The sequence below is a fragment of the Sphingomonas sp. genome (assembly GCF_036269755.1).
In the GTDB taxonomy this organism is placed as follows: Bacteria; Pseudomonadota; Alphaproteobacteria; order Sphingomonadales; family Sphingomonadaceae; genus Sphingomonas.
On the sequence record NZ_DATBDV010000004.1, the window covers coordinates 369433 to 381673 of the forward strand.

The following is a 12241-nucleotide window of genomic DNA, read 5'->3' on the forward strand; positions in this document are numbered from 1 at the left end:
GACGATCATGCGTTTTTCGCCCGCCGCTCTTGCCGTCGTGTTTGCGGGGCTGAGCATTTCGACCTCGCTGCAGGGGCAGGGTGTCGGCGCGCCCGTCGATCCGCGGTCGATGGCTTTGCTCGCGCAGGGGCGTGCCGATGCGGCGGCGGGTAACTTGCAAGGCGCGACCGACTTGATCGAGACGGCGCTTGTGGTCGATCCGCGTAACCGCGCCGCATTTCTGGAGCTTGCCGCGGTCGCGGAACGCCAGGGTCTGCCGGGCAAGGCAATTCGCCTCTATCGCGAAGCCTTGCTGATCGAACCCAACGATCCCGCCGCGTTGCGCGGGCAGGGTGAAGCGCTGGTCGCCAAGGGCGCAATCGGCCCCGCGCGCGAGAACCTCGCCAAGATCAAGACATTGTGCGGCAAGAAGCCTTGCCCGGACGCGGTGTCGCTCAGCGCGTCGATTGCCAAGGGACCGCCGCCGAGCGCAACGCCGCCGGCCACGGTTCCCGAAACCGCCGACGCGTCGAAATAATCAGGATAGCGCGCGCGCTAGCGCGACAAACTCCGCCACCGACACCGTCTCGGCACGCTGCGCCGGGTCGATCCCAACCGCGGCGAGCGCGTCGAGCGCGCCCGCTACGCCCTTCAAGCTCTGCCGCAACATCTTGCGCCGCTGCCCGAACGCGGCGCCGGTGAGCCGTTCGAGCACCGCGAACGACACGCCAATGGGGGCGGCGATCGGCGCGATATGCACCACCGCCGACATCACCTTGGGCGGTGGGGTGAAGGCCGATCGGTGGACATTCATCGCGATCTTCGCACTCGACCGCCACTGCGCGAGCACCGACAGGCGGCCATAGGCGTCATCCCCCGGCGCGGCGACGATCCGTTCGGCGACCTCGCGCTGGAACATCAAGGTCAGGCTCTGCCACCACGGCAGCCAATCGGCCGACAGCCAGCGCACTAGCAAAGCGGTGCCGACATTGTATGGCAGGTTCGCAACGATATGCGGCCGGCCGGCGAACAGCGCGGGCGCGTTGATGGCTAAAGCGTCGTCCTCGATCACCCGGAGCTTCCCCGGGTAGGCGGCGCCGAGTTCGGTGAGCGGGGCAATGCAGCGGCGGTCGCGTTCGATTGCCGTCACGCTCGCGCCCGCGGCGAGCAACGCGCGCGTCAAGCCGCCGGGGCCAGGGCCGACCTCGAGCACCTCCGCACCATCGAGATCGCCCGGAATAGCTGCGATCCGCGCGAGCAGCTGTCCGTCGAACAGGAAATTCTGCCCCAGCGCCTTCGACGCCGACAGGCCGTGCCGCGCGATGACTTCCCGGAGCGGCGGAAGGTCCTGTCCGCTCACGCCGATTGGGCGGCGTCTGCGCGACGGCGCGCCGCTTCCGCAGCAAGACGGATCGCCGCGATCATCGCCCCCGGCTCGGCACGATCTTGTCCGGCTATCCCGAATGCGGTGCCGTGATCAGGCGAGGTGCGCACGATCGGCAGCCCGAGCGTGATGTTGACCCCTTCGTCGAAATGCAGCGTCTTGAGCGGCACCAGCGCCTGGTCGTGATAGCAACAGATCGCCGCGTCATAGGTGGCGCGGGCGCGGGCATGAAACATCGTGTCGGCGGCCATCGGCCCGGTCGCGTCGATCCCCTCGGCCTGAAGCGCCTCGACCGCCGGGATGATGACGTCGATTTCCTGCCGCCCGATCGCGCCTTGCTCGCCGGCGTGCGGATTGAGCCCGGCGAACGCCAGCCGGGGACTGGCGATCCCGAAATCGCGCACCAGCGCACGCGCCGTCACCCGCGCCTTGGCGATCAACAATGCCGTGGTGAGCAGCCCCGCGACGCGTTCTAGCGGGACGTGAGTCGTCACCGGCACCACGCGCAGTGTCGGGCCAGCAAGCATCATCACCGTCGCGCTAGCTGCCACCCCAACTCGTTCGGCGACGAACTCGGTCTGGCCCGGGTAAGTGAAACCGATCTGATACATCTGCGCCTTCGACACCGGTCCTGTGACGAGCGCTCCGGCGGCGCCGGATCGCGTCAGCCCGGTCGTCAGCTCCAAAGCGTGAAGCGCGCAACGTGCGCCGTCCAGATCGGGTCGGCCGGGGACGATGGCGCCGGCATTCTCGACCGTCAGTACGGGCAGCGCTTCGTCGAAAACGGCTTCGGTGTCGCCCGGCGCCGTGATCGGCACGATCGGGCCATCCCATACCTGCTTGATCGCGCGCGCGTCTCCGGCGGCGAAAAAGGGCGACAGTCTTGCTTCCTGGCGGCGCGCCCACGCCTTGGCGATGATCTCCGGGCCGATCCCTGCGGGATCGCCCATCGCGATCGCCAGCGGAGGGAGAGTGCTCACATCAACCGCCCTCAGCGATACTGAATCACCGCGTCGCGGCGCAGGTCGCGCAGGATCTTGGCAGCCCGCAGGTTGACCCCTTGCTCCTCCATCTGATTCTGTATTTGCGCCGCAGAGGGAAGGCTTCCGCCCCTCGCCTCATCACGGCCGCACAGGACCAGCGTGCTCACGCCTTCGTTCGGCGAACCGAACGGCGGGGTGGCCTGCCCGACCTGCATGTTGAGCACCATGTCCTGCAACGCGGCCGGCAGGTCGCGGATCGTCAGCGTGTCGTTGTCGACCACCTCGGCGCCGATATCCGCCGCGATTTTGCTGACGGTCCCGCAGCCGTTGATGCCCTGCACGGTCTTGGCGAAGGCCGCCGCGCGTTCCTGCGCCTGTTCCTGCGTCGTGCCGGCGGGAAATGCGATCTTCATTTGCTTGAGGTTGAGGCGAGCGCTGCGCGGATCCGCCTCGAGCACCTTGCGCTTGTCTTCCAGGTAGAGCACCGAAAACCCGCCCGAGTTCGGGATCGGACCGGCCATCTGCCCGACCTGCATTTCGCCCGCCGCGGTGGCGAGTTCGGTCGGCAGCACGTCGGAACGGACCCAGCCGAGCTCGCCTCCCGACGCCGCGATGGTCGATTCGCCCAGCGTCTTCGAATAATAATCGAACGGCGCCTTGCCGGTCTTCATGTCTTCCATCGCCTGGCGCAACGCGGCTGCGACAGCGGCTGCGCGTTCGGGCGGCGCCGACATGTAGATTTCGCGCAGATGATATTCGTCGGTACCCTTCGACGCTTGCATCCGCGCGAGTATCGCTTTCACTTCCTCGTCGCTGACGTTGACCTCGACCGTGCGGCGCAAATAGCGCTGCCATGCCAGTTCGCCTTCGATCTGCATGCGCACCGACCGCAACGATGATCCGATCGAGCGCAGGAACGGGCCAAAATCGGCGGGCGTCTTGCCGAAATTCTGCGCGACCTTGACCATCGCCTGGTCGAGCTCGTCCGACTTGACCGTCACCTCGTGTGCCTTGGCTTCCTGGATCTCCAACGCCTCGTCGATCAGCCCGCGCAGCACGGTCAGGCGAAGCTGTTGCATCTCCTCCGGCTTGAGGTTGTACTGGTTGGCGGCGACGATCAGCGCCACGCGCTGATCGACGTCGGTGCCGGTGATCACGGTGCCGTTGACGATCGCTGTCGCCTTGCGGACGTTGGGATCGACCTTGCCGAAAATCTGCAAATTCTCGGGAATATCGAGCCCCGTCTGGGGCACCGTGGAGTCTGGAACCGTCTGTGCCAGCGCGGCCCCGGCAAGCCCCACCATCGCGGTACCGGCAAGAGCGCGAGCAATGCGCGTCGACATCGAAAAAAATGTTACCAAGTCAAAACCCCATGAACACGCGGGCACGCCCAATTCCCCGCGCGCTTGCCCAATGTCGGATGAACCTCTGCTTAGCGGCCCAAATTCTTGAACGCCAGCGTCAACAGGAAGCTGTTGCCGCGGCGTGCGTCGCCGGTGGTCTGGTAGTCGCGCCGCCAGGTCAGGCCGAGCCGCAGGCAGTCGTCTTCATATTGCACGCCGAGGCGGTGCCGGACGGGATCGAAACCGTCGGAGATCGACAGCGGATCCTCGTTCCTGTCGGTCAGGTCAACCGTCGCCGACCCGAAGATCGACCAGAACCGCGCGAACCCGACGCGCGCGCCAACCCGTGCTTCCTCACGGTCGCGCAGATCCTCCAGTGTCGTGGAGATGTTGCGGTTGAGCCTCAGGTAGCCAAGCAGGATGTAGGTGCGCTTGGTACCCACCGTCGCATCGATCTCGTTACGGCGGATCGCGAAATTGTCCTTGTCGAGCCGGTAGCGGTGCACAACCGAGACGAAGTCGCGGATCCGCACCTCGGTCCGTCCGACAATGTCCGACCAACGATCGGTCAGTCCGGTGCCGTCGGGGAAGATCGTCGGCTTGCTCGATAACCGATAGCTTTCGCCGATCGTCGCGTTGATCGCGATGCCCGGCAGGTCGAGCGCGTAATCGACGCCGATCGTGAAGCGGGTCGAATCCTCCCAGCGGTCGTAGCCCGGGAAGCGGTTGAGCGCGAACAGGTTCGAATCCTCGAGATCGACCGCGCGCGCGTCCTCGTTGGGGACGAGCAAATTGCGGGTGGGCGGGGAGGCGACGATCTGGAAGCGCGGGGTCAGCCGCTGCATCCCGCCCAGGAACTCGCCAATGAGTGGCCATTTGATGTCGAGCGCGAGCGCACCGATCGCTCGCGCGTGAACCCCGCTTTCGCCGCGATAGCTGGCGACGGTAGTCGCGACCGTGTCGCTGGCGTTATAGACATCGCCGCGCGCATAGGCGGTCAGCGTCACTTCCTGGCCCCAAGGCGTGATTCGCCGCAGATCCCATTGCGCGCTGGCGAAGGCGCGCTGCGTATCCTGTCCGCTGGTTCGAGTGATGCCGAGGGTGTTGACCTGCAACTGCAGCCGCCCCGCCAGAACATCGTCGATGCGGCGGCGATAGTCGATTTCGGGAAGCGCGATCGGCTGGAGCCCCTGACGGTCGCCGAGCCGCAGCGTCTGCACGAACCAGCCTGTCACGCCGAAATAGGTGTTCGGGTCGATCCGTTCGAGACTGACGGTGGAGCGCAGCCGGTCGTCGCTCGAAATGTCGTAGCGACGCAGGAAGGTGCGGTCGGTGGTCAACCGGATCGAGCTCGAGAGCGACCAATAGGGATCGAACTGAAATCGCGCGACGCCATCGAGATAACCGCGGAACGCGCTCTTGGTGGAAGTCGGCGTCGTCGCCAGAAAGTCGCTGCGTGGCGACACCGTGGCGTAGCCGGTCACCTTGTACGCGCCGTTCCCGGTGAGCGCCTCATACTGTGCCTGCGCCATCGGCGCGACGCTGGTATAGACGTGCGGCGTGACCGTCAGCCCGCGATTGGGCGCGAGCCGAAAGTAATAGGGCAGCGCGACCTCGAAACCGTTGGTGCGGCTGTAGCGAATATCGGGGCTGAGCAATCCACTGTCCGCGCCGTCGCCGACCGGATTCGACAATTTGGGCAGCGGGATCGTCGCAAAGCCGAACAGGTTGAACCGCGCGCCGGTATAATAGATGCGCTTGCGATCGGGGCGATAGACCACCTTTACAGCGGTGATCTTCCACGACGGGTTTTTCGGGCAGCCGCTCGAATTGGTGACCGCGCACGGCGTATAGGCCGCCTGGCGCAGCGTGATCACGCCGTCCTTGTCGCGCACGCCCTTGACCGCCGCCAACCGCCCGCCCTGGTCGAGCACGACGAGCATGTTGTCGACCACGCCGTCCTTGAGCGAATCGGTCAGCTCAATCTTGTCGCCATAGGCGACGTCGCCCTGCGGGTTGGTGACCGCGATGTTGCCGGTGGCGACGACCTTGCCCGTCTTGCGGTTCCACACCACTTGATCGGCGCGAAGCTTGTCGCCCTGGCGGTACATGCGGACGTCGCCGCTTGCGGTGACGGTGTCCGCATCCTGATCGTATTCGAGCGTAGCGGCGGAGAATTGCACCTGGTCGGGATCGGCGGGAGCTGCAGTTTCGGCCGGAGGGGGTGGGCTTGCCTGTCGATCCTGGAGATCCTGTGCCGCTGCCGGTTGGGCCTGCGCGAGCGCGAACAGCATCGCGGAGCCGGCCAAGAAAGCGGAACGCGTGAAGTTCACCAAACACCCTTTTCGTGAGTGACATGCCCGTTCGGACCGGGCCCGCAATCCGTATCGCATCGCCATCGCCAGACCGCAATCGGCGCTTTGCAGCCCGCGCAATAGCGGCCTAGAGGGATGCGTCCAGCGCCCATTTGGCGCAAATTGATTGAGGTTTGCCTTTCATGAAGATCGAATTCGCCGCCACTGCCCCCGCCGCCGATGCCCTGGCCGTCCCTGTCGCCAAGGGCGGTCTCGACGCGGCTATCAATGGCCGCGACGGCAAGGCGACGCTCGCGGCCGCTGCCGCCGCGGGAAAGTTCGATGGCGAAGCGGGCGGGATCGTCGAGGCATTCGTGGGCGGCGATTCGGTCCAACGCGTGCTACTGGTCGGGGCGGGTGAGGGCACCGAGGCCGATTGGGAAAAGGCTGGCGGCGCGGTCGCCGCGCGCCTGCTGACCAATGCCACCAGCGCCGCGGTGGATCTGTCCGGCGCGTCGCCCAGTGCGGCTGCAGCGGCGCGCTTTGCCGGCGCGATCGCGCAGCGCGGCTGGCGGATCGACACGTATCGCACCAAGCTCCCCGAGAAGCAGAAGCCGCAACTGGCGATGGTGACGATTGCCGGCGCGCCCGACGGCACGGACGCTGCCTGGGGCAAGCAGAACGCGGTGAATGCGGGCATGGACCTTACCCGCACGCTCGTGTCGGAACCGCCCAACGTCATCTACCCGGCGAGCTTCGTCAACCGCGTCACCGCCGATGTCGAGGGGCTCGGGCTCGAGATCATCGTTCTTGGTCCCAAGGAAATGAGCGAGCTCGGCATGGGGGCGCTGCTCGGCGTCGCGCAAGGATCGCGCCGCGAAGGGCGGCTGCTCGCACTCAAGTGGAGCGGGAAGGGGGTGGGTGACCCCGATGTCGCTTTGGTCGGCAAGGGCGTGACCTTCGACACCGGCGGCATCTCGTTGAAGCCCGGTGCCGGCATGGAAGACATGAAGTGGGACATGGGCGGCGCCGGCGCGGTGGTTGGCGCGATGAAGGCGCTTGCGACGCGTAAGGCCAAAGCCAACGTGATCGGCGTGTGCGGACTCGTCGAAAACATGCCCGACGGCAACGCGATCCGCCCCAGCGACATCCTGACCAGCATGTCGGGACAGACGATCGAAGTGCTCAACACCGATGCCGAGGGTCGGCTGGTGCTGTGCGATTGCGTCACCTGGGTTCAGCGGACGCACCACGTCAAGTCGATCGTCGATTTGGCGACGCTGACCGGCGCAATGATCATCGCGCTCGGCAACGAGCATGCGGGGTTGTTCTCGAACGACGACGGCCTTGCCGATCAGTTGCTCGCGGCGGGCAAGGCGTCGGGCGACTTGCTGTGGCGCTTCCCGATCTCGGATGCATACAACAAGCTGATCGACTCGCCGATCGCCGACATGAAGAACGTCGGCCCGCGCGGCGCCGGATCGATTACCGCGGCGCAGTTCATCGGACGCTTCATCGAAAGCGGCGTGAAATGGGCGCATCTCGACATCGCCGGGATGGTCTGGGCTGACAAGCCCGGAAGCACCTACGACAAGGGCGCGACCGGGTTCGGCGTGCGTCTGCTCGACCGGTTTGTTGCGGATAACTTCGAAGCGTAGCGTCACCCCGGCGAAGGCCGGGGCCGCCCTGTTTTACTGATTCACTCGGCGGCCCCCGGCCTAGCGCCGGGGCGACGAAAGGAACGATGCAGATCGACTTCTATCACCTGACCGTCACTCCGCTCGAACGCGCGCTCCCGCAGATTGCGGAGAAGGTTGTTTCGACGGGGGGGCGATTGCTGATCGTCAGCGACGACGAGGCGCAGCGCGGCGCGATCGACCGGCTGCTGTGGAGCTATTCGCCGGAAAGCTTCCTGCCTCACGCCTGCGCCGGCGGCGAAGACGATGCCGCACAGCCGGTTCTGATCGGCGCCGAAGCGGAACCGGCCGACGCCGCGGGCAACATCGCGTTGATCGACGGCCGATGGCGCGACGAAGCACTAACTTTCGACCGCGCGTTCCACTTCTTCGATGCCGAACGGATCGCTGAAGCGCGCGCGGCGTGGAAGGCGCTGGATCGCCCCGAGGTCGAGCGTCGCTATTGGAAACAGGACGACCGCGGCAAATGGGAACAGGCCGCCTAGTCGCGTTTCACATAAGGCTTGAGGTCGATCATTAGCGGTCTGCATCGTTTCGGTGTGGCGCGTGAATCGCTCGAATCGATCGGAGGCATTTGAGAGAATGCCTGGTGAATTTTGAAACTGTTCGCCTGAATCAGCAGTCGCAATTGCGCGATGGTGCTCCGCGCGGCGTCGATGCGCTCCACGGCAATGTCGCCGGGCGCGTGAATCAGCGCATCGAGTACCGTCGCCTGCCGGGCAAATTCCCATTCGGTGTCGGTCAGTTTGCCGATCGCCGCGTAGTAGCGCGCATAGCGCTCGGCATCGTCGTCGGTCATATGAGCGGCGACATTGTTGTCGATCGTCGTTTGCCACGTAGCGTCGGTCAACGCACGAAAGTCGGGTCGTTCGATAACACCAATGTCGGGAAGCCGACCGTTTTTACGGGCATCGATCAACACGGCGTCGAGATCGGTGAGCACCGCATCGGTACAATGTTGCCAGTCGACCATATCCAACAACGTCGCTTGATCTCGGATCATCTGGTTAGCGATGCGAGTCTCGGTCGTGGCGACGCGATATTTCCAGCCAATCCAATCTGCGAGCGCATTGATTAGTAATGCGATCAGCACGCCGAGGATGATGATGATCATCTCTCGGAGAAAGTCGCGCTGCTTTTGCCGCAATGCGGGCCAACGAGCCATCGCATCCCCCTGCTTGCAACATCGGGGAAGGATGATTACGGCACCGCGAACTTTCCACAATCCCCAATCAAAGGAGCGAGCGACCGCCATGGCCGCCAACCGCACGTTTTCGATCATCAAGCCCGATGCCACGCGCCGCAACCTGACCGGCGCGGTCACCAAGTTGCTGGAGGAAGCCGGCCTGCGCGTCGTCGCGTCGAAGCGGATCCAGATGACTCGCGAGCAGGCCGAGGGTTTTTACGCGGTGCACAAGGAGCGCCCGTTCTTCGGCGATCTCGTCGCGTTCATGATCTCGGGGCCCGTCGTGGTCCAGGTGCTTGAGGGCGAGGACGCGGTGAAGCGCAATCGCGACGTGATGGGCGCGACCAACCCGGCGAATGCCGAGCCCGGCACGATCCGCAAGGAACTGGCCGAATCGATCGAGGCAAACTCGGTGCACGGGTCGGATTCGGATGAGAATGCCGCGATCGAGATCGCTTACTTCTTCCAGCCCGAAGAGATCGTCGGCTAAACAATCACGTCGCCCCGGCGAAGGCCGGGGCCGCCAGTGATTAGCGACTTTAAGCCGCCAGCGATCCCGGCCTCCGCCGGGATGACGTTATGAGGCGGGTCGCCCCGCCTTCCACAGCGCATCGATCCGCGCTTGCGATCCGCCGCGTTCGTGCAAGCGCATGCCGACGATGTGCAGCGCGCGGCCGAGCAGCGGCACCCGGCCGTCGGTCTTCCACACGATATCGAACACCCCGGTGGTCGACAGCGGCTTGTCGTCGTCCATGTAATGGACCGTCAGCAGCACCGGCAGCTTGCCGGTCTGCCTGTCCGCGCCGCCGTCGGTCGCCTTCAACAGCGCGCTCTCATACCAGCGGCCCTTGATCGTCTGCGTCGCGTTGCTCTGCGGCGACACGCCGAGGTCGCTCGGGAAGGTCACTTCGATGTCGCCGAGCACGTGGCGGTCATCAGCGGTGATGACGATATCGTTGTGGCGCACCGATGAGCGGACCTCGTATCGCGCCTTGTCGCGAGTCTCGGCAGTCTTTTCAGCTTGCTTGTCGGCTTCGTCAGCCTTGCGGTCGTGCCAGGTCATCCACAGGCTGACCGCGGCGATCAGCAGCCCGGCGACCGCGACGAACTCGCCGAGGTTGATCCAGCGGCGGCGAGTCGCGGCGGCCTCGGCCTTCGCGACGGCTTCGGTCGCCGCGGTCTGGATATCGGGATCGTCGCTCATCGGCCGCCAGCCTCGAGCAAACGGCGCGGCGCGACCATTTCCCAGCTGATCGCGATCCGGTCCTCGATCCGCTGCCAGTCGGTGGCGTCGCCGTTGAGCGCCATGCCCACCCAGCCCGATGGGCCGAGATAGGGCGGGATGTGATAGAAATCGGGGTCCATTTCGACCAGCATCGCCTGTTCCTCGCGGCCCGACGTCTTGACCATCACCGCGCTGTGCCCGTCGTTATGATGGTTGTGCCAGACATAGGCATAGACCTTGCCCTGGGCGATGTAGAAGGCGGGCGAGCCGTGCGAGAGTTTCTCGGCGGCTTCGGGATAGGCCATGCAGATCGCGCGGACGCGGGCGAGGTCGGTTTGAAAATCGGGGCTCATCGCGCGGCGAATTCTGCCAGAACCCGCGGATAAAGGCGATGCTCTTCCGCCAGCACGCGCGCGGCGAGCGTGTCGGCGTCGTCTCCCGGGAGGATCGGCACGCGCGCCTGGCCAAGCACCTCGCCGGCGTCGAGCTCCTCGGTGACGATGTGAACCGAGCAGCCCGCCTCCGCATCGCCGGCGTCGATCGCGCGGTGGTGCGTGTCGAGACCTTTATAGGCGGGCAGGAGCGAAGGGTGGATGTTGACGATCCGCCCACGCCATTCGGCGACGAATTCGTTCGAGAGCAGGCGCATATACCCGGCAAGGGCGACGATCTCGGCGCCAGCTTCACGCAATGCGGCGCTGAGCGCAGCTTCGTATACGGGTTTGCCGATGCCCTTCGGCGAAAGCGCGAAGGTCGGAATGCCTCGCTCGCGCGCCCAGGCGAGACCGGGCGCTTCTGGCTTGTCGGAAGCGACCACCACGACCTCGTAGGCGTCGCCCGCAGCCTCGACGAGCGCCATCATGTTCGAGCCTCGGCCCGAAATCAGGATGCCGACCTTTTTCATTAGTACGCTTGCCCGGCGAAGGCCGGGGTACAGTATCGGGCCGGTCGCAAGTGGGCCCCGGCCTTCGCCGGGGAGGCGCTAAAGCTAGGCATCGTGAGTGGCCGACCAGTCCGCACGTGCGCTCCAAGTTTCGGTCGAGCCGAATACGGTGCAGCCGCGCTTGCCCGCCACAATCTCGCCGATCCCGAACGCGCTTTCGCCCGCCGCGTCTAGGGCGGCGGCGACCCCATCTGCATCTTCCGCCGCAACCACCACGGCCATGCCAACCCCGCAATTGAACGTCCGCGCCATTTCCTCGGGCTCGATCGCACCCTGTGCCTGGAGGAACGCCATCAGCCGCGGCTGCTCCCAGGCGTCGGCGTCGACCCGGGCATGCACGCCGTCGGGCAGCACGCGCGGAATGTTCTCGAGCAATCCGCCGCCGGTGATATGCGCGAGACCTTTGATCCGCCCCTCGGCGATCAGCGGCAGAAGGCTCTTCACGTAGATCCGCGTCGGCGCCATCAGCGCGTCGATCAGCAATGTATCCGGATCGAACAGCGCCGGACGGTCGAGCTTCCAGCCTTTATCGGTCGCCAGCCGTCGCACCAGCGAATAGCCGTTCGAATGCACCCCCGACGAGGCGAGCCCCAGGACCACGTCGCCCGGCGTGATATCCTCCCCCGTCAGCACGCGATCGCGCTCGACCGCGCCGACGCAGAACCCGGCGAGGTCGTAATCGCCCTCGGCATACATGCCCGGCATTTCCGCGGTCTCGCCGCCGATCAGCGCGCAGCCGGCGATGCTGCATCCTTCGGCGATCCCGGCGACGACGCGCGTCGCGACGGCATTGTCGAGCTTCGCGGTCGCGTAATAATCGAGGAAGAACAAAGGCTCGGCCCCTTGCACGATCAAGTCGTTGACGCACATCGCGACCAGGTCGACCCCGACCCCGTCGTGCCGCCCGCTGTCGATGGCGAGCTTGAGCTTGGTGCCGACGCCGTCGTTGGCGGCCACCAGCAACGGATCGACGAAGCCCGCCGCCTTGAGGTCGAAGAACCCCCCGAACCCGCCGAGATCGGCATCCGCGCCCGGCCGCCGCGTCGCCTTGGCGAGCGGGCCGATGGCACGCACCAGCGCGTTCCCCGCCGCGATCGAGACGCCCGCATCGGCATAGGTGTAGGGGCCGGCGCGGGGGGCATCTTCGCTCATGCCCTGGCGCGTTAGACATATCGCGCTTGGATTTCCACGGGCTCTTCGCCAAAAG

General features: G+C 65.6%; 13 protein-coding genes. 4 read left to right on the plus strand and 9 right to left on the minus strand.

Going from position 1 to position 12241, the window contains the following annotated elements:
• The first annotated feature begins 7 nt into the window (after positions 1-7).
• Positions 8-517, plus strand: a complete 510-nt coding sequence (locus VH326_RS04170) for a tetratricopeptide repeat protein (protein ID WP_329630532.1) — start codon at positions 8-10, stop codon at positions 515-517.
• Here the strand turns inward: VH326_RS04170 and rsmA are convergent, their stop codons facing one another.
• From rsmA to VH326_RS04190, 4 genes are all read right to left on the minus strand, one after another.
• Positions 518-1339: a 16S rRNA (adenine(1518)-N(6)/adenine(1519)-N(6))-dimethyltransferase RsmA gene (gene rsmA / locus VH326_RS04175; protein WP_329630533.1), complete on the minus strand. Its 822-nt coding sequence runs from the start codon at positions 1337-1339 to the stop codon at positions 518-520.
• On the minus strand, positions 1336-2313 hold the full coding sequence (gene pdxA / locus VH326_RS04180) for a 4-hydroxythreonine-4-phosphate dehydrogenase PdxA (RefSeq protein ID WP_414714251.1): 978 nt from the start codon (positions 2311-2313) through the stop codon (positions 1336-1338). Before pdxA ends, rsmA begins: the two co-directional genes overlap by 4 nt.
• A gap of 41 nt (positions 2314-2354) precedes the next feature.
• Entirely contained in the window at positions 2355-3689 is a 1335-nt protein-coding gene (locus tag VH326_RS04185; protein WP_329630535.1) for a peptidylprolyl isomerase, read from the minus strand.
• Positions 3690-3778: 89 nt separating this feature from the next.
• Complete coding sequence (locus VH326_RS04190; RefSeq protein WP_329630790.1) at positions 3779-5983, minus strand: LPS-assembly protein LptD; 2205 nt, start codon at positions 5981-5983, stop codon at positions 3779-3781.
• Between the two features lie 203 nt (positions 5984-6186).
• On the opposite strand from VH326_RS04190, the gene VH326_RS04195 reads away from it, so the two are divergent.
• Positions 6187-7641 carry a leucyl aminopeptidase gene (locus tag VH326_RS04195; RefSeq protein ID WP_329630536.1) on the plus strand — a complete coding sequence of 485 codons (1455 nt, stop codon included), beginning with the start codon at positions 6187-6189 and terminating at the stop codon, positions 7639-7641.
• A gap of 86 nt (positions 7642-7727) precedes the next feature.
• Entirely contained in the window at positions 7728-8165 is a 438-nt protein-coding gene (locus VH326_RS04200; protein ID WP_329630537.1) for a DNA polymerase III subunit chi, read from the plus strand.
• Here VH326_RS04200 and VH326_RS04205 read toward each other — a convergent pair.
• On the minus strand, positions 8162-8794 hold the full coding sequence (locus VH326_RS04205; RefSeq protein WP_329630538.1) for a hypothetical protein: 633 nt from the start codon (positions 8792-8794) through the stop codon (positions 8162-8164). The two genes, VH326_RS04200 and VH326_RS04205, sit on opposite strands and share 4 nt — an antisense overlap.
• Positions 8795-8933: 139 nt before the next feature.
• Between VH326_RS04205 and ndk the strand changes: the two genes are divergently transcribed.
• Positions 8934-9356 carry a nucleoside-diphosphate kinase gene (gene ndk, locus VH326_RS04210; protein WP_329630539.1) on the plus strand — a complete coding sequence of 141 codons (423 nt, stop codon included), beginning with the start codon at positions 8934-8936 and terminating at the stop codon, positions 9354-9356.
• A gap of 87 nt (positions 9357-9443) precedes the next feature.
• On the opposite strand, the gene VH326_RS04215 is transcribed toward ndk, so the two are convergent.
• From VH326_RS04215 to purM, 4 genes are all read right to left on the minus strand, one after another.
• The gene (locus VH326_RS04215; protein WP_329630540.1) at positions 9444-10070 is read right to left on the minus strand and encodes a hypothetical protein; all 627 of its coding nucleotides are present in this window, start codon (positions 10068-10070) and stop codon (positions 9444-9446) included.
• Positions 10067-10444, minus strand: coding sequence for an MmcQ/YjbR family DNA-binding protein (locus VH326_RS04220; RefSeq protein ID WP_329630541.1), 378 nt, complete (start codon positions 10442-10444; stop codon positions 10067-10069). Before VH326_RS04220 ends, VH326_RS04215 begins: the two co-directional genes overlap by 4 nt.
• Positions 10441-10995, minus strand: coding sequence for a phosphoribosylglycinamide formyltransferase (gene purN / locus VH326_RS04225; protein WP_329630542.1), 555 nt, complete (start codon positions 10993-10995; stop codon positions 10441-10443). Before purN ends, VH326_RS04220 begins: the two co-directional genes overlap by 4 nt.
• A gap of 84 nt (positions 10996-11079) precedes the next feature.
• On the minus strand, positions 11080-12186 hold the full coding sequence (gene purM / locus VH326_RS04230) for a phosphoribosylformylglycinamidine cyclo-ligase (RefSeq protein WP_329630543.1): 1107 nt from the start codon (positions 12184-12186) through the stop codon (positions 11080-11082).
• Between the last annotated feature and the right edge of the window lie 55 nt (positions 12187-12241).